The organism is Streptomyces griseochromogenes (assembly GCF_001542625.1).
Taxonomy (GTDB): domain Bacteria; phylum Actinomycetota; class Actinomycetes; order Streptomycetales; family Streptomycetaceae; genus Streptomyces; species Streptomyces griseochromogenes.
Genome location: NZ_CP016279.1, coordinates 3,895,155 through 3,912,986, shown reverse-complemented (window position 1 = coordinate 3,912,986; position 17,832 = coordinate 3,895,155). Strand labels below are relative to the sequence as shown.

The window sequence follows — 17,832 nt, the reverse complement described above, 5'->3', positions numbered from 1 at the left end:
GCCGGTGCACGGACAAGAGGCGGGGAGGCCCGAAAAGGATTCACCCACCATAGTAGCCATGTACAGTATCCGCCATGAGCAAGGCATCCGAAGGGGCCACCCCCGGTTTCCTGGTGTGGCGGCTGTCGATGAAGTGGCGGGTCGCGGTCGACCGGGCGGTGGCCCCACTCGGTCTCACACACGCCCAGTACGCGCTGGTGGCATCGCTGTACGGCATGCAGCGCGCGGGCGAGCGGCCCAGCCAGCGGCGCCTGGCCGACCACACCGGACTGGAACCGCTGTACGTCTCCAAGCTCGCCCGCAGCCTGGAGTCCGCCGGACTCCTGGAGCGCGCCAAGGACCCGCGTGACCCGCGCGCGGTGCAGCTCGCGCTCACCGACGCGGGCCGGGAGACCACCCGGCGGGCGATCGGCATCGTCCAGGGCCTGCTGGCCCAGCTGCTGGAGCCGCTCGGCGGTCCGGACGGCGACCGGGCCCGGGAGCTGACCCGCGACCTGACGGCACTGCTCGACACACCCCTCGACCCGGCCGCGGCCGGCCCGCCCGAGCAGTAGTGGAATATTGAACTATCGCGTTCCGTTGTGCCCGTCGAAGGAGGTCACGAGTGGAGACGCGAATGGAGACCACGTACTACGAGCACGGCACCCCCGCCGAGCGCTGGGAGCGCGCGCAGCTGTTCTTCGACGCCCGGGACTACGCGGGGGCGGCACGGGTCCTGGCCGGGCTGATCGAGGAGGTTCCGGAGCAGACCGGCCCGCGGCTGCTGCTGGCCCGCGCCTACTACCACTCGGCCCAACTGCGCCGCGCTGAGGCCCAGTTGCGGATCATCGTGGAGCGCGACCCGGTGGAGCACTACGCCCGGCTGATGCTGGGCCGCACGCTCCAGCGGCAGGCACGGCACGAGGAGGCGGAGCAGCACCTGCGGATCGCCTCGGCGCTGGCGGGTGACTTCCCCGAGGAGTGAGAACGCCGTGAGTGGGGCCCGGTTCCCGTGAGGAGCCGGGCCTTTCGCGCGTCTCAGGCCGGCCGAGGGACCGTGCGGGTGACCACCCAGTGGTTCTTGCCGAGGCGGCGGCCGCGGGTGAAGCCTCTGCTCTCGAACATCGCCAGAGTGCCGTTGTGCAGGAAGGACACCGACACCGGGCCGCCGTCCGTGTCCTGCGGGTAGCTCTCGACGGTGCCTCCGCCCAGCCGGGCGATCTCGCTCAGGGCGCCGTCGAGCGCGGCGGAGGCCACCCCGGTGCGCCGGTGGGCGCGGTGCACGAAGAAGCAGGTGATCCGCCAGTCGGGCGGCACCGGGTCCCCGGCCTCGTAGGCGCGGCGGTGCTTGATGCGGGGCAGTTCGGCGACCGGCCCGAACTGGCACCAGCCCACGCACTCGGCGCCGTCGTACACGAGTGCCGCGTGGGCCCGGCCCTCGCGCACGCGCCGCTCCTTCTCGGACCTGTTCTGCCGCGGGGTCTTCGTCCGGCCGACGCCCTCCTCGTGGAAGGCCATGCACCAGCAGCCGCCCCACACGCCCTCGTGCTCCTCGACCAGCCGGGCGAAGTCCGGCCAGGTGGCCGGGGACAGGGGCCGCAGAGCGAACGTCATCGGTGTCCTCCCGGGGTCACAGCGAGGTCGCCGCGTGCAGGATCCGGAACAGGGTGACGGCCGAGTTCGCCGAGGACATGGCCGACATCAGGGCGCCCGCGGCCGCGCCCCAGGCGGCCAGGCCGACCGAGGTGAAGGCCGACGGCCAGGTGAGGGCCGCGGGAGCGGGGGCCAGCAGGGCGGCCACCCGGCGCGGGACGGGGCCGGTCGCCGCCAGCGCGGCGAGGGTGGGGGCGGGGGTGCCGCGGGACAGCAGTGCCGCCTTGCCGATCGCGCGGGCGACCGTGCGCCGGTCGCCGACCGCGCCGGCCGCGTCCTCGTCCGCCCAGCGTTCGGCCGTGTAGACGGCGGCCGTGCGCAGGGGGCGCAGGAAGGGGTTGGCGCGGGCGGCCAGATGGGCGGCGAGCAGGTGGCGGTGGTGGCGGGCGGCGAGGTGGGCGCGTTCGTGGGCGAACAGGGCGCGCCGCTCGGCGGGGGTGAGCCCGGCCAGCAGCGCGGTGGTGACGACGACCCGTCCCCGGCCGCCGGGCAGGGCGTAGGCGTACGGCGTGCTGTCGGGCAGGACGGCCACCGCCCGGCCGGGCAGGGCGGCCAGTGCGCGGCGGGCCCGGCGGGTGACGCTGCGGTGGCGCCACAGGGTGCGGCCGCAGGCGGCGGCGACCATGCCGAGGGCGGGGATGGCGGCCCGGCCCGCGACCTCGTCGTGCGGGACGGCGGCCCGCACCGCGGGGTCGGACCAGCCGTCCGGGAGCGGGTTGCCGGGAAGCTGTGCGGTGCCCACCACCATGAGCAGGGCGAGGCAGAGCGTGCTGCACACGGCCATGACCACGGCGACCGCGGTGAGCAGCCGGGTGGCGGTGCGTGGATGCAGATGCCCCTCGGCGAGCCGGGCGACCGGCCAGGCGGACAGCGGCAGCACGAGCGGCAGGAAGACGAAGACCCCCATGGGCGGTCAGTCTTCCGTACCGCCGTCGTGCGTGTGCGCGGTCTTCCCGGTGTTCACCGAGCCCGGCTCGGCGGCCTCCAGCAGCGCCCGCAGCACCTGCTCGTCGCCGGGCGGCAGGGCGGTGACGAAGCTCGCCAGGACGGCCTCGCGGTCCCGCTCGCCGTCCAGCAGGCGGCGCATGCGCAGGGCTGCGAGCCGGGCCACGTCGGCGGTGGGCGTCCACAGGAAGGAGCGGCCCTGCCGTTCGCGGGCGACGACGTCCTTGGCGAGCAGCCGGGTGAGGATGGTGACGACGGTGGTGTAGGCGAGGTCGCCGCCGAGGCGTTCCTGCACCCAGGCGGCGGTGACCGGTCCGTCCGCCTCGCGCAGCGCTCCGAGGACCTGGCCCTCCAGTTCGCCCTGGCCGCGCCGCCGCACCATGTCCCGTCTCCCTCTTTTTCGGCTCGGTTCGCCTCCGGTTCACCCGCCGCCCGGCGGCAGCGTGTCGGACCACGCTACTTCACCGCGGCTGTACTCCTGTACGTGCGCCGCCCGCGCCGGTGCGCGATCTCGCCGAGGAGGACGCCCGCGTAGCAGTGCAGGCGCAGGACGAGGGGCGCAGCGGCCCGGGGAGGGGGCCGGGGCGGGTGGTCGGGGTGTGCGGTCGGTGGCGGGTGAGGGAGCGGTGGACATCGGCGGGCTTCTCCGGGGACCGGGCCGACGGTGTGGGTGGTCCAGTGGTCGGAGCGCGAAGCGCCGGAGTTCCCCCGAGTGTTGGTGAGTTGCGCCACCGGCGGTGGCGGGCGGGCATGGCATGCTGACGCGATGGCATCTCCCAGGGATCGCGCACCTGTCGCCGAGCGGGTCGAGGAACTTCTCGCCGCCGGCGGCCCCTTGCCCATCGTCGCGGCCGGCCTCCCGGTCCTGCGCCAGGGCACCGAGCCGTACGACGGTCAGCTCGCTCCGGCGCTGCTGGACCGTTTCGTGGAGGCCCTGCGCGCCACCATGCACGCGGCCCCGGGTGTGGGCCTGGCCGCGCCGCAGGTCGGCGTGGCGCTGCGGATCGCGGTCATCGAGGACCCGGCGCCCGTGCCGGAGGAGGTGGCGCTGGCCCGGGGGCGGGTACCGCAGCCGTTCCGGGTCCTGGTGAACCCGTCGTACGAGCCCGTGGGCGCCGGGCGGGCCGCGTTCTTCGAAGGCTGCCTCAGCGTGCCGGGCTGGCAGGCGGTCGTGGCCCGGCACACCGAGGTGCGGCTGCGCGGCCAGGACGAACGGGGCCGCGCCGTGGACGAGGTGTTCACCGGCTGGCCGGCCCGGATCGTGCAGCACGAGACGGACCACCTCGACGGCGTGCTCTACCTCGACCGCGCCGAGTTGCGCTCCCTGTCCACGAATGAGGCGGTGGCCGCCCGCTGGGGGCAGCCGACCCCTCGGGCGGCGGCCGAGGCACTGGGCTTCGAACTGCCCTGAGCCGGTCGCTCAGTTGTCCCGGTACGCCTCCAGCAGCCGCAGCCACACCTCGCTCAGCGTCGGGTACGACGGGACCGCGTGCCACAGGCGGCCCACCGGGACACGGCCGGCGACGGCGATGGTCGCCGAGTGGATGAGTTCGCCGACGCCGGGGCCGACGAAGGTCACGCCGCGCAGGATCTCCTCCTCCAGGTCGACCACCATCCGGGCGCGGCCCTTGTAGCCGTCGCCGTACAGACCGGCTCCGGCGACGGAGGAGAACTCGACGTCGACGGCGCGGACACGGTGGCCTGCCTGTTCCGCCTCGGCGAGGGAGAGACCGACCGCGGCGGCCTCGGGGTCGGTGAAGACGACCTGCGGTACGGCGTAGTGGTCGGCCGTGGCCGCGTGGGCGCCCCAGGGCTCGTCCTGCAGGGAGCCGTCCGCGGCGCGGGCGGCGATGGCGGCGCCCGCGACGCGGGCCTGGTACTTGCCCTGGTGGGTGAGGAGAGCACGGTGGTTGACGTCGCCGACCGCGTACAGCCAGTCCGTGCCGGTGACGCGCAGGCTGTCGTCGGCCTCCAGCCAGGAGCCGGGTTCCAGGCCGACGGTGTCGAGGCCGATGTCGTCGGTGTGCGGGACACGGCCGGTGGCGAAGAGGATCTCGTCGGCCTCCAGGCGGTCGCCGGCCGCGGTGACCACCGTGACCGTGCCGTCCACGCGGGAGACGGACTCGACGGAGGTGCCGGTGCGGACGTCCACACCCACCTGGGTGAGGGCCTCGGCGACCAGCTCGCCGGCGAACGGCTCCATGCGGCCCAGCAGGCCCTTGCCCCGGACCAGCATCGTGACCCGTGAACCGAGGGCCTGCCAGGCGGTGGCCATCTCCGTGGCGACGACACCGCCGCCCACGACGATGAGCCGGCCGGGGGCCGCCTTGCCGCTGGTGGCCTCGCGGCTGGTCCAGGGCTTGACCTCGGCGAGGCCGGGCAGGTCGGGCAGTTGGGCGCGGGTGCCGGTGCTGACGGCCACGGCGTGTCGGGCGGTCAGCGTCGTCACGGTGCCGTCGGGGCCGGTCACCGTGACCGTGCGGGGGCCGGCGAGGCGGCCGTGGCCGCGGTACAGGTCGGCGCCGATGCCGTCCAGCCAGCGGACCTGGCCGTCGTCATGCCAGTTGCCGGTGAAGTAGTCCCGGCGGGCCAGGACGGCGGGGGTGTCGAGGGGGCCTTGGACCGACTGGCTCAGGCCGGGCAGCCTGCGGGCGTCCGCCCGGGCGATGACAGGCCTGAGCAGCGCCTTGCTCGGCATGCAGGCCCAGTAGGAGCATTCGCCGCCGACCAGCTCGCTCTCCACGATCGCGGTGCTGAGACCGGCCGCGCGGGTGCGGTCGGCGACGTTCTCCCCCACGGGTCCGGCCCCGAGCACCACGACGTCGTACGCGATGGATTCCGTTTCCGTCATGGGGTCAGTCTGGTGGGTGGTTGGCGCGGGGGCCACACGGGTACGCGCGCGGGATACGACCGTGCACGCACGGAGCGGGCACGGAATAGGCAGCCGGGGTGCCGTGTTTCCGCCGTCGGCACCACCCCCACACCAGGAAGAGGACCTCACGCCATGACCAGCACTGTGGAGCTGACCAAGGAGAACTTCGACAGCACGGTCACCGAGAACGAGTTCGTTCTCATCGACTTCTGGGCGTCGTGGTGCGGACCGTGCCGCCAGTTCGCGCCGGTCTACGAGAAGGCCGCCGAGGACAATCCCGACCTGGTGTTCGGCAAGGTGGACACCGAGGCGCAGCCGGAGCTGGCGCAGGCCTTCGGTATCCAGTCGATCCCGACGCTGATGATCGTCCGCGACCAGGTGGCGGTCTTCGCCCAGCCGGGCGCCCTGCCCGAGGCCGCGCTCACGGACGTCATCGGACAGGCCCGGAAGCTGGACATGGACGAGGTCCGCAAGAGCATCGCCGCCCAGCAGGCTCAGGGCGAGTAGTTCCCGGCAGCGGCCCCTAGAAGGGGTACGGTGCCACGTCGCCGCGCACGGTCGTCCAGCGCAGCTCGGTGAAGGCCTCCAGATTGGCCTCGCCGCCGAAGCGGGCGCCGGTGCCGGACGCCGCGACGCCGCCGAAGGGGGCCACCGCCTCGTCGTTCACCGTCTGGTCGTTGATGTGGACGATGCCGGTCGGGATCCGCTCGGCGAGGTCGAGGCCGCGCGCGGTGTCCCGGGTGACGATGCCGAGGGAGAGGCCGTAGGCGCTGTCCGCGGCGAGCGCGGCCGCCTCCTCGGCGGTGGCGAAGGGGCGGACCGGGGCGACCGGGCCGAAGACCTCCTCGGTGTAGGCCGGGGCGCGGTCGTCGGCTCCGGCGAGGACGGTCGGCCGGTAGAAGAGATCCTGGCAGGTGCCGCCCGCGGCGAGTTTCGCGCCGCGGGCGGTGCTCGTCTCCACCAGCGCGTGGATCTTGTCGCGCCGGCCCGCGTCGATGACCGGGCCCAGATGCACCTGTCCGCGGTGCGGGTCGCCGACGACGAGCGAGTCGGCCTTGGCGGCGAGCCGTTCGACGTACTCCTCGTACAGGGAGGCGTGGACCAGGTGGCGGCCGGTCGTCATGCAGATCTGGCCCTGGTGGAAGAAGGATCCCCAGGCCGCCGCGGAGATCACGGTGTCCAGGTCGGCGTCCTCCAGCACGATCAGGGCCGAGTTTCCGCCGAGTTCGAGGTGGGCGCGCTTGAGGTGGCGGCCGGCCGCCTCGCCGACGGCGCGGCCCGCCGTGGTGGACCCGGTGAAGGAGATGACGGGGACGAGCGGGTCCTCGACCAGCGCCCGTCCGGCCTCCGCGCCGCCGGGCAGCACCTGCAGCACGTCCTGAGGCAGGCCAGCCTCGGCGAGGACGGCGGCGAGCGCCAGTCCGCCGCAGACCGCGGTGCGCGGATCGGGTTTCAGGACGACCGCGTTGCCCAACGCGAGCGCCGGTGCGACCGAGCGGATGGCGAGGATCAGCGGGGCGTTGAACGGCGCGATCACACCGACCACGCCGACCGGGACGCGGCGGGTGTACGACAGCCGGGGCGCCTCGGTGGGAAGGACCTGCCCCGCGGGGCGGGAGGCGAGGGCGGCGGCCTCGTAGCACTCCTGGGCGGCGACGTGCAGTTCGAAGTCCGCCTTGCCGGGGACGGACCCGGACTCGCGGACCAGCCACGTGGACAGTTCACCGGCGTGCTCGGTGAACAAGTCCCCTGCCCTGCGCAGCACTTGGGCCCGGGCGAAGTGCGGTGCGCGGGCCCACGCCGGCTGGGCGGCTCGGGCGGCGCGCGCCGCCGGGGCGACGTCCTCGGGGCTCGCGAGGGTGAGCGTGCCGAGCGCCTCGCCGGTGGCGGGCTCCGTGACGGTGTACTCGGGGCCCGCCGGGGTGCGGGTCTGCCAGGACTTCGGGTTCGGGTCGAGCAGCGGCATGTCGGCTCTCCGATCGGTCGCCGGGCGGTACGGCTCGGCGCGCGGGCCCTGTCCGAGGACGCGGGACGCGGGTCACGCTCATTTTGTTGAGCGCGAAACTACATCGCGGGGGCGCCCTCCGGAACCCTAACCGCCGCAGGACGCCGCTTCAGCTGGAGTCGCGCTGGACGAGTGACGCGCCCAGCACCTTGCGCACTTCGGGCTCATCACCGGGGTCCCGCACCGCACGGTCGACCAGTTCCGCGAGATCGCGGCCGGAGGGCAGCTCGATGTGGACGGTGCTGAGCCGGGGCCGCAGCAGCCGGCCGAGCATCAGGTCGTCGGCGCCGACGAGAGCCACGTCCCGGGGGATGCTCACACCCTCGTCCTGCAGGGCGCGCATCAGCAGCATCGCGTACTCGTCGTTGTAGGCGAACACCGCATCGAGTCCCAACTCGGGCCAGCGGGCGGCGAGTTCGGCGGCGGCCTGCTCCGTGTACGCGAGCGGCAGCTCGGTCACGGAGGCCTCGGCGCCGCGCAGGGCCTGGCGCACGCCCGCGAGCCGGGGCCGGGAGAACGCCTCCAGACCCGGCCCCTCGGGGACGACCACGCCGATACGGCGCCGGCCGCGGGCCCGGAGGTGGGCCGCGGCACAGTGGCCGACGGCGCCGTGGTCCGTCAGCAGGGCGTGCGCGCCGTCGACGCGCTCGGGACCGAGGGTCACCACGGCCCGGGCCCCGGCGCGCTTGAGGACCGCGACACCCTGCGGGCCGAGACCCGTTCCGGGCACCAGAACGGCGACGGGTCGCAACTCGGCCCAGGCGCGGGCGGCTTCGTCGCCCTGGAGGCCGACCGCGCCGTACTGCACGACCGTGTAGTCGAGATGACCGAGGGCCGACTGGAGTTCGTCGAGGAAGCCGCTGTAGAGGGGGCCCACCGGGAACTCCGGGGCGGGCATCAGGACCATCCGGCTGTGCCCGGCGCGCAGGCTGCGGGCGGCCGCGTGGGGCACGTACCCCAGTTCCCGCGCGGCTTCGCGGACCCGGCGGCGCGTCGGCTCACTGATCCGTACGGCGCTGGTGTTGTTGAGGACGTAGGAGACGGTCGCACGCGAGACGCCGGCCAACCGGGCCACATCGGCACTCGTGGGCACGGAACGCACAGCGGGCGCAGCGGACGGGGACGTGTTCGGTATCTGCACCATGACAGACCGCATCTTGGCAGAGACGCCGGAGCCGGGGGCGGGCGGGGGAACGTCATTCACGGCTGAACCAAAACGTCCGCGAGCGACACGAACATGTTCGCTACGAACTTGTTCGTAGCGAACATGTTCGCTATCGTCGAGCCATGACAGCGACCCCCGGTTCCCGCCGCGAACGCCCCGCCAAGCCCGCACTCACCCGGGAGGGCATCGTCGCCGCGGCCGTGGCGATCCTGCGCGCCGAAGGGCTGCGGAAGGTGACCATGCGGCGGCTGGCCCAGGAGCTCGAGACGGGCCCGGCCTCGCTGTACGTCTACGTCCGCAACACCGACGAACTGCACGCGGCCGTCCTGGACGAGCTGCTCGGCACCGTCGGGCCCGCCCCCGCGGGCGGCACCTGGCGGGAGCGGCTGGAGCAGGTGCTCACCACCTACACCCGGATGCTCCTGGAGCATCCGAGCCTCGCCCGCTCGGCACTGACCGCCCGGCCGAGCGGCCCGCACTACCTGAACCTCATCGAGACGCTGCTCGCCCTGCTCGACGAGGGCGGCGTGCCGCGCGAGCGGGCGGCCTGGGGTGTCGACCTGCTGCTCCAGCACGCCACCGCGACCGCCGCCGAACACGCCGGGGAGGAGTCCCAGGCCGACTGGCAGGCGCTGCACCGCGCCCTGCACGAGGCGTCCGAGGACACCCACCCGCACATCGCCGCGAGCGCCGGCGCCCTGCTGTCGGGCACCCCCGAGGCCCGGCTGTCCTGGGCCTTCCAGGCGCTGCTGAACGGCGTCGAACGGACCGCCGTACCCGACTGACACCCCTCTTCAGGAGGCCACCATGAGCACCCCTTCCACCGCACTCCCCCACCACCCCGTCGCCGTCGTCGGCGCCGGACTCGGCGGGCTGACGCTCGCCCGGGTGCTGCATGTGCACGGCATCGAGGCGGCCGTCTTCGACCTGGACGCCTCGCCGGCCGTGCGCACGCAGGGCGGCATGCTCGACATCCACGACGACTCCGGCCAGGTGGCGCTGCGCGCGGCCGGGCTGCACGAGGAGTTCCTGGCCCGGGTCCACGCCGGGGGCCAGGCCCTGCGGGTCCTCGGCCGGGACGGCGCCGTCCGCCTGGAGGAGGGCGACGACGGCACCGGCGGCCGTCCCGAGATCGACCGCGGCGACCTGCGTGACCTGCTGCTCGGCTCCCTGCCGCAGGACACCGTCCGCTGGGGTGCGAAGGTGACCGGCGCGCGCCCGCTCGGCGACGGCCGGCACGAGGTGACGCTCGCGGACGGCGGCGCGTTCACCACCGGCCTGCTGGTGGGCGCCGACGGGGCCTGGTCGCGCATCCGCCCCCTGCTCTCCCGCGCCGAGCCGGCCTACAGCGGTGTGTCGTTCGTCGAGGCGGATCTGCTGGAGGCCGACCGGCGCCACCCGGCGAGCGCCCGGGTGGTCGGCGCCGGGATGCTGTTCGCGCTGGGCGCGGGCCGGGGCTTCCTCGCGCACCGCGAGAGCGACGGCAGCCTGCACGTCTACGCCGCCGTGCAGGCGCCGAAGGACTGGCTGGACGGCATCGACTTCACCGACACCGAGGCGGCCAGGACGGCCGTGCTGAAGGAGTTCGACGGCTGGGACGAGAGCCTGAAGGCACTGATCGCGGACGCGGACGGCGCGCTGGTGCCGCGGCGGATCCACGCCCTGCCGGTCGGGCACCGCTGGGACCGGGTCCCCGGGGTCACCCTGCTCGGCGACGCCGCGCACCTGATGTCGCCGTTCGCGGGCGAGGGCGCGAACCTCGCGCTGCTCGACGGGGCCGAACTGGGCCTGGCGCTGGCCGCGCGTCCCGGGGACACCGAGGCCGCGCTGGCCGCCTACGAGGAGAAGCTGTTCCCGCGCAGCGAGATGTCGGCGGAGGAGTCCGCGCGCAACGCCGCGCTGCTGTTCCGGGCCGACGCGCCGCAGGGACTGGTCGACATGTTCACCGGCGGCGAGGGCTGAGCGGAGCCCGGTCGGGCGGCTCCGTGGCCGTCACCCGGGCGACCAGGTCGATCCAGCCGGCCTCCAGCCGCTCCATCGGCATCCCGCACTGCCGGGTCAGATGGTGGATCAGCGCGGGGTCGAGATACGCCATCAGCGTCTGGGCCAGGAGGTCGCAGTCGGCGTCCGGCAGGATCTGCCGCAGCAGCACCAGAACATGCGTGCGCAGGGCCAGGACCGCGGGGTGGGAGAAGCGGCGGGTCGGCTCCGGCTGGGCGGCCATCAGCAGATCCAGCCGCTCGGCCGAACGGTAGAGCACCGCCACGCCGAACGCCCTCAGCCGGTCGACGGGCGGCGCCCCGGGACCGAGCGGCGGCGGGCCGCCCATGAAGTCGGCCTGCAGCTGCCGGTCCGAGTGGTCGAGCAGGGCCCTCAGCAGCCCGGTGCGGTCGCCGAAGCGGCGGAACACCGTCCCCTTGCCCACCTGGGCCGCCGCGGCCACCGCCTCCATCGTCACCGCGGCCACCCCGTGCTCGGCGATCAGCCGGGCGGCGGCCTCCAGCAGCCGGGCCCGGTTACGAGCGGCGTCGGCGCGCAGGCACGGATCGGGGGGCTGCTCGACCTGGAGCAACTGAGGCGCGTCGAAGGGCTCCTGAGGCTTCGGGAAGGGCGGTGGGGCGCTGGACATGAAGACAGCGTAAAGCATCGGGAAGAAAACTGGACCGCGGTCCGGTTAGCCTGATACAAACTTAAACGGACCTTGGTCCGGATCGTGACGGCGATGTTTCAGCCCCTTGGAGTAGTCATGTCTGTTCGCATCCTCGCGCTCGTCGGCAGCCTTCGCGCCGGTTCGCACAACCGCCAGCTCGCCGAGGCCGCCGTGAAGCTCGCGCCCGAGGGCGCCGAGGTCGTGCTCTTCGAGGGCCTGGCCGAGATCCCCTTCTACAACGAGGACATCGACGTCGAGGGCAGTGTCCCGGCCGCTGCCGTCAGCCTGCGTGAGGCCGCCGGGGACGCCGACGCGTTCCTGCTCTTCTCCCCCGAGTACAACGGCACCATCCCGGCCGTCCTGAAGAACGCGATCGACTGGCTGTCGCGCCCGTACGGCGCCGGCGCCTTCGGCGGCAAGCCCGTCGCCGTGGTCGGCACCGCCTTCGGCCAGTACGGCGGCGTGTGGGCGCAGGACGAGGCCCGCAAGGCCGTGGGCATCGCGGGCGGCAAGGTGATCGAGGACATCAAGCTGTCCATCCCCGGCTCCGTGACCCGCTTCGCCGACACCCACCCGGCCGACGACGCCGAGGTCGCCGCGCAGCTGACCGAGGTCGTGGCCCGTCTGCACGGCAACGTGGGCGAGACCGCGGCCGCCTGAGCCGTACGCGCCGAACAGGGGCCGGAGTCCGCTCCGGCCCCTCGTGCGTCCCCGTGCGGCTCAGTCGAGCCCGGCCAGCCGCTCCACCGCCGGGGCCGCGAACCGCTCGATCCACCGGGAGGTCGCGCCGAGGCGCGGTCCGAGGACGACCGTGTCGATGCCCAGCTCGGCGTAGCCCTCGATGTCGCGCAGGAAGGCGTCGAGGTCGCCCGCGGTGGCGTGCTCGCCCGTGTACACGAAGGTCTTGCGGATCGTGTCGTAGTCCCGGCCCACCGCATCGCAGTGGCCGCGCAGCACATCGAGCTTGTGCCGCAGCTCCTCGGGAGAGGCGGGGATGAGGTTGCACGCGTCGGCATACCGCGCCACCAGGCGCAGTGTCTTCTTCTCTCCCCCGCCGCCGATCATGATCTCGGGGTGCGGCTCGCTCACCGGAGCCGGCACGCACAGCGTCTCGGCGAGTCGGTAGTGCCGGCCCTCGAAGGGACCGTTGTCGCGCGGGTCCCACATCTGCAGGCAGATCCGCAGCGTCTCCTCCAGGCGCTCGAAGCGCTCGGCGAGCGGCGGGTAGGGCACGCCGAGTCCGTGGTGCTCGCGGTCGTACCAGGCGGCCCCGACACCGAGTGTGGCCCGGCCGCCGGACAGCACGTCGAGTGTCGTGGCGATCTTGGCGAGCAGTCCCGGACGACGGTACGTCACCCCGGTCACCAGAGCGCCGAGCCGGACGGTGGAGGTGCGGGCGGCGAGGAAGCCGAGGGTCGTGTAGGCCTCCAGCATGGGAGCCTCGGCGCCGCCGTTGAACTCCATCTGGAAGTAGTGGTCCATCACCGACAGCCAGCTCACTCCGGCCGCCTCGGCCGCTTCGCCCGCCGCGGCGAGTTCGGTGCCCGGCGCGGACCCGTCCCCGGGGTCGTCGAACCGGTTGATGTGCACGCCCACGCGCATGTCCGTCTCCGTCCGTGCGGACCGTCATCGACACCACCGACGCTAGATCCTGGAGCGCGCTCGAAGTCAGCCCGACGCCAGCTGTTCGCCCAGCGGGCTGCGCCGGTACAGCACACGGCGTCCGTCGCGGACCCGGGTCACCAGGCCGGTGGCGTGCAGGACCCGCAGGTGCTGGGAGACGGCGCTCGGTGTGACGCCGAGACGGCGGGCGAGTTCGACCGTGGGGAGCGGCTCGGCCAGCAGGCGCAGGACCGTCGTCCTGGGCGCGCCGAGCAGCGAGCCGAGCGCCGAGGTATCGGGTGTGGGCTCCGGCTCCCACAGCGTGGCCGCCCCCCGGCCGGGATAGTCCAGCATCGGGGGCTCCTCGGCGCTGATCGGGGGTGCCGGCTTGTGCGCGAACAGGGACGGGACCAGGCGCAGACCACGCCCGGATCCGTCGACCCGGTGGTGGCCGATCATCCGGTCGATCGTCAGGACGCCGTCCCGCCAGCGCAGATTCGGATGCAGCTCGGCGAAGAGCAGCCGCGCACCGCCCGTGGCCAGCTGCCGGGCGCGGTGCGTGATGTCGGCCTCCAGCAGGAGCCGTATCCGCGGCCAGTGCGGCAGCAGGGCGGACTCCCAGTAGCGGCGCAGCAACGAGCAGAGCCGGTCGACCAGTTCGAGGACATCCGGGTCACCGGGGGCCGCGGCCTGCCGCAGGGCGTCCGGGAGGGGCCTCGGTGCGTGGGCGGCGTACAGATCGCGTCGTACGACCTCCACGGGTGTGGCCCGTACGACGGCCAGCTCGTCCTCGATCGCGGGCGCGAACGCCGTGGGCCGCGGCGACAGGAAGTCGGGCAGCGCCAGGGTGTCGCCCACCAGGGCGGACAGCAGCCGCAGGTCGGCCGGGTCGAGGGTGCGCAGGACGGACGCGCGCCACCGCACGTGCAGCGGGTAGAGGGCGGGCGCGCGCAGAGCACGCAGACTGCCCATGACCGCGCACAGCGGGGAGATCGCGAACCGGGTGTCCGTGAGGTCCTCGACACCGAGCACGAAGCTGATCATGTAGCCCTGGCCTACATCCTTTGGCAACCGCCCGCGCGTGCCGTGGACTTCGGCACATGTCCCTGACCGACGCCCGGCAGCGTACCGCGCCCCTCCCCGCATCCTCCCGGCTGATTCCCCTGCTGGCCCTGGCCTGCGCGGTGGCGGTCGGCAACGTCTACTTCCCGCAGGCGGTCGCCCCGCTCGCGGCGGCCGGCCTCGGGGTCTCCCCCGGCGCGGCGGCCGGCGTGGTCACCGCGACCCAGTTCGGCTACGCGGCGGGCATCTTCCTGCTCGTCCCGCTCGGCGACCGGTTCCCGCCCCGCCCGCTGCTGGTCACCCTGCTCACGCTGACCGGCCTCGGCCTGTGCGCGGCGGCCGCGGCGCCCGCGCTGCCTGCGCTGCTCGGGGCGAGTGTCCTGGTCGGAGCGGCGACGGTGATCGCCCCGCTCGCCGGTCCGCTGGCGGCCGGTCTGGTCCCCGAGGAACGCCGGGGCGTGGCCGGCGGCACGCTGCTGAGCGGGGCGATCGCGGGCATGCTGCTCTCCCGCACGGCGGGCGGTGCCCTGGGCGAGCGCCTCGGCTGGCGGGCGCCGTACGTCCTGGCGGCCCTGCTCACCCTCGCGGTCGCGCTGCTCCTGTCCCGCACGCTCCCCCGCTCGGCCCCGCCCTCCCGGCAGGGCTACCCCCGGCTGCTGGCCGAACCGCTGCGCCTGCTGCGCACGGAACCGGTCCTGCGCCGCTCGTGCCTCTACCAGGCGACGGTCTTCGCGGGCTTCTCCGCCGCGTGGACGGGCATCGCACTGCTGCTCACGGGCCCGGTGTACGGCCTGGACGCGGCCGCGGTCGGGCTGTTGGCGCTGGTCAACGCGGGGACCATGCTCGTCACGCGGTACGCGGGACGCCAGGTGGACCGGCGGGGTCCGGACGGGGTGAACCTGGTCTGCTTCCTCGTGGTCATGGTCTCGGCGGGGGTGCTGGCCCTCGGCTCGACGGCCGGCGCGTCCGGTCTCGTGGCGCTGGTGGCGGGCACGCTCCTGCTCGATGTGGGCATGCAGTCCGGCATGGTCGCCAACCAGGTCCGGATCTACGGCCTCGGCGCGGACGTCCGCAGCCGCCTCAACACCGCCTATATGACGTGCGCCTACCTGGGGGGCGGCGCGGGGACCTGGCTGGGCACGCGCGCCTACGGGCACTTCGGCTGGACGGGGGTGTGCGCCCTGGTCGCCCTGCTCGCCTCGGCAGGGCTGCTGCGGCACCTGGGGATGCGGCCAGGTGTCCCGGCGTGACCTGCCGCGGAGATGGCCGGACCGGCCAGGGGTCAGCCCCCGTTCTCCGCCGCCTTCTTGATCGCCTCCCGGATGCGGGTGTAGGTGCCGCAGCGGCAGATGTTCTCGATGGTGTCGATGTCGGCGTCCGTGGGGTGGGGAGTGCGTTCGAGGAGGGCTGCGGCCGCCATGATCTGGCCCGGCTGGCAGAAGCCGCACTGGGCCACGTCGCAGTCCAGCCAGGCCTGTTGGACGGGGTGCAGGGTGTCGCCGTCGGCGAGGCCCTCGATGGTGGTGACCGCGCGGTTCGCGCAGTCGGCGAGCGGGACCGTGCAGGGCTGGATCTCGGCTCCGTCGAGGTGGCTGGTGCAGGCGCGGCAGACGCCCACGCCGCAGCCGTACTTGGGGCCGGTGACGCCGAGCAGGTCGCGCAGGACCCACAGCAGGGGCATGTCGGCGGGGGCCTGAACGGTGACCGGTTCGCCGTTGAGGGTGAAGGAGTACGAGCGCATGGGTGCCTTCGGGTCGTGGGTCAGAAGGTGAGCGGGAAGGAGCGCGGTACGGTGCCGGTCGCGCGGGCGTAGGCGTTCGCGACCGCGCCGGATGCCGCGGGGACGCCCAGTTCTCCGGCGCCGCCCGGCTCCTTGGCCGAGGGGAGGATGTAAGCCTCGAAGACGAGCGGGGCCTGGCGCTGGCGGGCGTAGCGGAAGTCGGCGAAGCTGCCCTCGCGGACGGCGCCCCGGTCGATGTGCAGGCCCGCCTGGAGGACGACGGAGATCCCGTCGATCGCGGTGCCCATCAACTGGGCCTCCAGGCCACGCGGGTTGACGGCGATGCCCACGTCGGCCGCCATCACCACCTTGGTCACCCGGGGGTTCTTCGGGTCCCGCGTGTCGATCTCGGCGAGGCAGGCCACGCAGGAGCCGTACTCCTCGTGCACCGCGACCCCCTGGGCGGTGCCCTCGGGCATGGCCCGGCCCCAGTGGCCCGCCGTCGCGGCCTTGTCGAGGACGGCTTCGACCCGCTTGTTCCGCAGGCTCGCGCGGCGGAAGGCGACGGGGTCCCGCCCGAGTCCGCGCGCGATCTCGTCCACGACGATCTCCTCGGCCGTACGTACCGTCCCGGAGTCCACCGACCGCCAGGCGCCGAGCGGGACGGCGAGTTCTACGCCGCCCGAATCCCCGGACACACGGCCGAAGTCGTACAGGCCGGTGTCGCTGGGCAGGGGGCCGGACAGGGTCCGCACCCCGCCCTGCGCGGACAGGCCTTTGCCGTCGCCCGACTCCGCCACCGAGGCCGTCACCTGTTCGAAGGCGACCACCCGGCCCCCCGCCAGGCTGGCCCGGATCCGGTGGTGGCTCGCGGGGCGCATCCGGCCGTGGCGGATGTCGTCGCCCCGGCTCCACATCAGCTTCACCGGACGGCGGGCCGCCTTGGAGACCAGGGCCGCCTCGATCGCGGCATCGAAGTTCAGGCGGCGCCCGAACGAGCCCCCGCCCCGTACGACATGCACCCGCACCACCGACGGGCGCAGACCGACCGCCGCGGCGACCGCGTCCCGCGCGTCCATGGGGGTCTGGGAGGAGAACCACAGCTCCGCGCGGTCGGCGCGGACGTCCGCCACCGCCGTCAGCACCTCCATCGGGGCGTGGCTGACGAAGGCGAACGCGAACTCGCCCGAGACCGGGGTGGATCCGCGGGGCGGGGTGCCGAGCCGGGGTACGGCCGCCTTCAGCCGGGCGCGGATCTGCGCGTCCGAAAGGCCGGCGAGCGGTCCCGGCTCCCAGGTCGGACGCAGCGCGTCCCGGGCACGGAAGGCCTGGTGGAACGTGTCCGCGACAACGGCCACCCCGCCCGGCAGCCGGACGACAGCGTGGACGCCGGGCAGGGCGCGGGCGGCCCGGTCGTCGACCGAGAGCAGCTTGCCCCGGAGCGTCGGCGGGCGGGCCACCACCGTGGGTTTCGCGCCCGCCACCGCCTGGTCCCCGGCGTACTTCGCCCGCCCGGTGACGATGTCCCGGGCGTCGATCCTGGTCGTCGGCCGGCCGATCACCCGGTGCCGGGAGGCCGGCTTGGGCCGGGCCGGAACGGCGGTGCGGCGGATCCGGGCCGCGCGCTCGGTCAGCGAGCCGAAGGTGGCCGTACGCCCGTCCGGGGCGACGACCATCGTGTCGCGGGTGTGCAGGGACCAGGCGGGCAGGTGCCACTCGCGGGCGGCGGCGGTCACCAGCCGGGCCCGGGCCGTGGCGGCGAGCTGCCGGGCCGGGCCGTAGAGCGAGCTGACCGAACTCGACCCGCCGGTGTACTGGTTGCCCTTGCCGCGGGCGTCGGCGAGAGGGATGCGCACGTCGGCGAGACGGGCGTCCAGCTCCTCGGCGATCATCATGGCGACCGCGGTGGTGATGCCCTGGCCGACCTCGGCCCGGGGCAGCCGGACGACGACCTGGTTGGCCGCCGTGACCTCCAGGACCAGCATCTCCTCGTCGGTGCCGGTGACCAGGACGTCGGCACCGGTGCGGGCCGGCGACTCGGCTCCTTGCGCGGGTGAGGGGGTGCAGGCGAGCGGGGCGGCGACCGTCAGGGTGGTCGCGGCCACCGAGTACACCATGAACCGGCGGCGGGACAGACCGTCGGCGGGCGGGGGCTCGGTGCGGTCCATGGCGAGGGCTC

At 74.1% G+C, this 17,832-nt stretch carries 19 protein-coding genes; 8 read left to right on the top strand and 11 right to left on the bottom strand.

All coding sequences use genetic code 11. The annotated features are described in order from the left end of the window. Positions 1 to 74 precede the first annotated feature (74 nt). Positions 75 to 554, top strand: a complete 480-nt coding sequence (locus AVL59_RS16555; RefSeq protein ID WP_067304780.1) for a MarR family winged helix-turn-helix transcriptional regulator — start codon at positions 75 to 77, stop codon at positions 552 to 554. Positions 555 to 616: 62 nt separating this feature from the next. Then, positions 617 to 964 (top strand): tetratricopeptide repeat protein, encoded by a 348-nt coding sequence (locus AVL59_RS16550; RefSeq protein ID WP_067304778.1) that lies wholly within the window; start codon positions 617 to 619, stop codon positions 962 to 964. A gap of 53 nt (positions 965 to 1,017) precedes the next feature. Here AVL59_RS16550 and AVL59_RS16545 read toward each other — a convergent pair whose 3' ends face one another. Genes AVL59_RS16545 through AVL59_RS16535 form a run of 3 tightly spaced genes read right to left on the bottom strand, consistent with a single transcriptional unit; the run spans position 1,018 to position 2,959 of the window. Next, complete coding sequence (locus AVL59_RS16545) at positions 1,018 to 1,593, bottom strand: GNAT family N-acetyltransferase (RefSeq protein WP_067304775.1); 576 nt, start codon at positions 1,591 to 1,593, stop codon at positions 1,018 to 1,020. A gap of 16 nt (positions 1,594 to 1,609) precedes the next feature. Beyond that, positions 1,610 to 2,539, bottom strand: a complete 930-nt coding sequence (locus tag AVL59_RS16540; RefSeq protein ID WP_067304772.1) for a M48 family metalloprotease — start codon at positions 2,537 to 2,539, stop codon at positions 1,610 to 1,612. Positions 2,540 to 2,545: 6 nt separating this feature from the next. Beyond that, on the bottom strand, positions 2,546 to 2,959 hold the full coding sequence (locus AVL59_RS16535) for a BlaI/MecI/CopY family transcriptional regulator (RefSeq protein WP_067304770.1): 414 nt from the start codon (positions 2,957 to 2,959) through the stop codon (positions 2,546 to 2,548). A 384-nt stretch (positions 2,960 to 3,343) separates the two neighbouring features. On the opposite strand from AVL59_RS16535, the gene AVL59_RS16530 reads away from it, so the two are divergent. After that, positions 3,344 to 3,988: a peptide deformylase gene (locus AVL59_RS16530; RefSeq protein ID WP_067304768.1), complete on the top strand. Its 645-nt coding sequence runs from the start codon at positions 3,344 to 3,346 to the stop codon at positions 3,986 to 3,988. A 9-nt stretch (positions 3,989 to 3,997) separates the two neighbouring features. Here AVL59_RS16530 and AVL59_RS16525 read toward each other — a convergent pair whose 3' ends face one another. Next, on the bottom strand, positions 3,998 to 5,428 hold the full coding sequence (locus tag AVL59_RS16525) for a dihydrolipoyl dehydrogenase family protein (protein ID WP_067304765.1): 1,431 nt from the start codon (positions 5,426 to 5,428) through the stop codon (positions 3,998 to 4,000). 153 nt (positions 5,429 to 5,581) lie between these two features. On the opposite strand from AVL59_RS16525, the gene trxA reads away from it, so the two are divergent. Continuing rightward, positions 5,582 to 5,956 (top strand): thioredoxin, encoded by a 375-nt coding sequence (trxA, locus tag AVL59_RS16520; RefSeq protein ID WP_067304762.1) that lies wholly within the window; start codon positions 5,582 to 5,584, stop codon positions 5,954 to 5,956. A 16-nt stretch (positions 5,957 to 5,972) separates the two neighbouring features. Here trxA and AVL59_RS16515 read toward each other — a convergent pair whose 3' ends face one another. Next, positions 5,973 to 7,415, bottom strand: a complete 1,443-nt coding sequence (locus AVL59_RS16515) for an aldehyde dehydrogenase family protein (protein WP_067304759.1) — start codon at positions 7,413 to 7,415, stop codon at positions 5,973 to 5,975. A 148-nt stretch (positions 7,416 to 7,563) separates the two neighbouring features. After that, positions 7,564 to 8,610 (bottom strand): LacI family DNA-binding transcriptional regulator, encoded by a 1,047-nt coding sequence (locus AVL59_RS16510; RefSeq protein ID WP_099053288.1) that lies wholly within the window; start codon positions 8,608 to 8,610, stop codon positions 7,564 to 7,566. Between the two features lie 131 nt (positions 8,611 to 8,741). Here AVL59_RS16510 and AVL59_RS16505 point away from each other — a divergent pair, with 131 nt between their 5' ends. Next, positions 8,742 to 9,404 carry a TetR/AcrR family transcriptional regulator gene (locus AVL59_RS16505; protein WP_067304755.1) on the top strand — a complete coding sequence of 221 codons (663 nt, stop codon included), beginning with the start codon at positions 8,742 to 8,744 and terminating at the stop codon, positions 9,402 to 9,404. A 22-nt stretch (positions 9,405 to 9,426) separates the two neighbouring features. Beyond that, on the top strand, positions 9,427 to 10,581 hold the full coding sequence (locus AVL59_RS16500; protein ID WP_067304752.1) for an FAD-dependent oxidoreductase: 1,155 nt from the start codon (positions 9,427 to 9,429) through the stop codon (positions 10,579 to 10,581). Here AVL59_RS16500 and AVL59_RS16495 read toward each other — a convergent pair. Continuing rightward, positions 10,562 to 11,266: a TetR/AcrR family transcriptional regulator gene (locus tag AVL59_RS16495; RefSeq protein ID WP_208870389.1), complete on the bottom strand. Its 705-nt coding sequence runs from the start codon at positions 11,264 to 11,266 to the stop codon at positions 10,562 to 10,564. The two genes, AVL59_RS16500 and AVL59_RS16495, sit on opposite strands and share 20 nt — an antisense overlap. A 99-nt stretch (positions 11,267 to 11,365) precedes the next feature. On the opposite strand from AVL59_RS16495, the gene AVL59_RS16490 reads away from it, so the two are divergent. Continuing rightward, positions 11,366 to 11,929: an NADPH-dependent FMN reductase gene (locus AVL59_RS16490; RefSeq protein ID WP_067304748.1), complete on the top strand. Its 564-nt coding sequence runs from the start codon at positions 11,366 to 11,368 to the stop codon at positions 11,927 to 11,929. Between the two features lie 60 nt (positions 11,930 to 11,989). On the opposite strand, the gene AVL59_RS16485 is transcribed toward AVL59_RS16490, so the two are convergent. Together AVL59_RS16485 and AVL59_RS16480 are read right to left on the bottom strand one after the other, a co-directional pair. Further along, positions 11,990 to 12,871, bottom strand: coding sequence for an LLM class F420-dependent oxidoreductase (locus AVL59_RS16485; RefSeq protein ID WP_067304746.1), 882 nt, complete (start codon positions 12,869 to 12,871; stop codon positions 11,990 to 11,992). A gap of 66 nt (positions 12,872 to 12,937) precedes the next feature. Continuing rightward, on the bottom strand, positions 12,938 to 13,915 hold the full coding sequence (locus tag AVL59_RS16480) for an ArsR/SmtB family transcription factor (RefSeq protein ID WP_067304743.1): 978 nt from the start codon (positions 13,913 to 13,915) through the stop codon (positions 12,938 to 12,940). Positions 13,916 to 13,971: 56 nt separating this feature from the next. On the opposite strand from AVL59_RS16480, the gene AVL59_RS16475 reads away from it, so the two are divergent. Next, positions 13,972 to 15,183, top strand: a complete 1,212-nt coding sequence (locus AVL59_RS16475; protein ID WP_067304741.1) for an MFS transporter — start codon at positions 13,972 to 13,974, stop codon at positions 15,181 to 15,183. A 32-nt stretch (positions 15,184 to 15,215) separates the two neighbouring features. Here the strand turns inward: AVL59_RS16475 and AVL59_RS16470 are convergent, their stop codons facing one another. Together AVL59_RS16470 and AVL59_RS16465 are read right to left on the bottom strand one after the other, a co-directional pair. Next, positions 15,216 to 15,674: a (2Fe-2S)-binding protein gene (locus AVL59_RS16470; RefSeq protein WP_067304739.1), complete on the bottom strand. Its 459-nt coding sequence runs from the start codon at positions 15,672 to 15,674 to the stop codon at positions 15,216 to 15,218. 20 nt (positions 15,675 to 15,694) lie between these two features. Further along, the gene (locus AVL59_RS16465; protein WP_067317358.1) at positions 15,695 to 17,770 is read right to left on the bottom strand and encodes a xanthine dehydrogenase family protein molybdopterin-binding subunit; all 2,076 of its coding nucleotides are present in this window, start codon (positions 17,768 to 17,770) and stop codon (positions 15,695 to 15,697) included. Between the last annotated feature and the right edge of the window lie 62 nt (positions 17,771 to 17,832).

Coding starts and splice junctions, on each gene's coding strand:
- AVL59_RS16535 (WP_067304770.1), bottom strand. CDS start 2,959: ATGGTGCGGCGGCGCGGCCAGGGCGAACTGGAGGGCCAGGTCCTCGGA.
- AVL59_RS16500 (WP_067304752.1), top strand. CDS start 9,427: ATGAGCACCCCTTCCACCGCACTCCCCCACCACCCCGTCGCCGTCGTC.
- AVL59_RS16475 (WP_067304741.1), top strand. CDS start 13,972: ATGTCCCTGACCGACGCCCGGCAGCGTACCGCGCCCCTCCCCGCATCC.
- AVL59_RS16505 (WP_067304755.1), top strand. CDS start 8,742: ATGACAGCGACCCCCGGTTCCCGCCGCGAACGCCCCGCCAAGCCCGCA.
- AVL59_RS16485 (WP_067304746.1), bottom strand. CDS start 12,871: ATGCGCGTGGGCGTGCACATCAACCGGTTCGACGACCCCGGGGACGGG.
- AVL59_RS16550 (WP_067304778.1), top strand. CDS start 617: ATGGAGACCACGTACTACGAGCACGGCACCCCCGCCGAGCGCTGGGAG.
- AVL59_RS16470 (WP_067304739.1), bottom strand. CDS start 15,674: ATGCGCTCGTACTCCTTCACCCTCAACGGCGAACCGGTCACCGTTCAG.
- AVL59_RS16540 (WP_067304772.1), bottom strand. CDS start 2,539: ATGGGGGTCTTCGTCTTCCTGCCGCTCGTGCTGCCGCTGTCCGCCTGG.
- AVL59_RS16490 (WP_067304748.1), top strand. CDS start 11,366: ATGTCTGTTCGCATCCTCGCGCTCGTCGGCAGCCTTCGCGCCGGTTCG.
- AVL59_RS16555 (WP_067304780.1), top strand. CDS start 75: ATGAGCAAGGCATCCGAAGGGGCCACCCCCGGTTTCCTGGTGTGGCGG.
- AVL59_RS16480 (WP_067304743.1), bottom strand. CDS start 13,915: ATGATCAGCTTCGTGCTCGGTGTCGAGGACCTCACGGACACCCGGTTC.
- AVL59_RS16545 (WP_067304775.1), bottom strand. CDS start 1,593: ATGACGTTCGCTCTGCGGCCCCTGTCCCCGGCCACCTGGCCGGACTTC.
- AVL59_RS16510 (WP_099053288.1), bottom strand. CDS start 8,610: ATGCGGTCTGTCATGGTGCAGATACCGAACACGTCCCCGTCCGCTGCG.
- AVL59_RS16525 (WP_067304765.1), bottom strand. CDS start 5,428: ATGACGGAAACGGAATCCATCGCGTACGACGTCGTGGTGCTCGGGGCC.
- AVL59_RS16465 (WP_067317358.1), bottom strand. CDS start 17,770: ATGGTGTACTCGGTGGCCGCGACCACCCTGACGGTCGCCGCCCCGCTC.
- trxA (WP_067304762.1), top strand. CDS start 5,582: ATGACCAGCACTGTGGAGCTGACCAAGGAGAACTTCGACAGCACGGTC.
- AVL59_RS16495 (WP_208870389.1), bottom strand. CDS start 11,266: ATGCTTTACGCTGTCTTCATGTCCAGCGCCCCACCGCCCTTCCCGAAG.
- AVL59_RS16515 (WP_067304759.1), bottom strand. CDS start 7,415: ATGCCGCTGCTCGACCCGAACCCGAAGTCCTGGCAGACCCGCACCCCG.
- AVL59_RS16530 (WP_067304768.1), top strand. CDS start 3,344: ATGGCATCTCCCAGGGATCGCGCACCTGTCGCCGAGCGGGTCGAGGAA.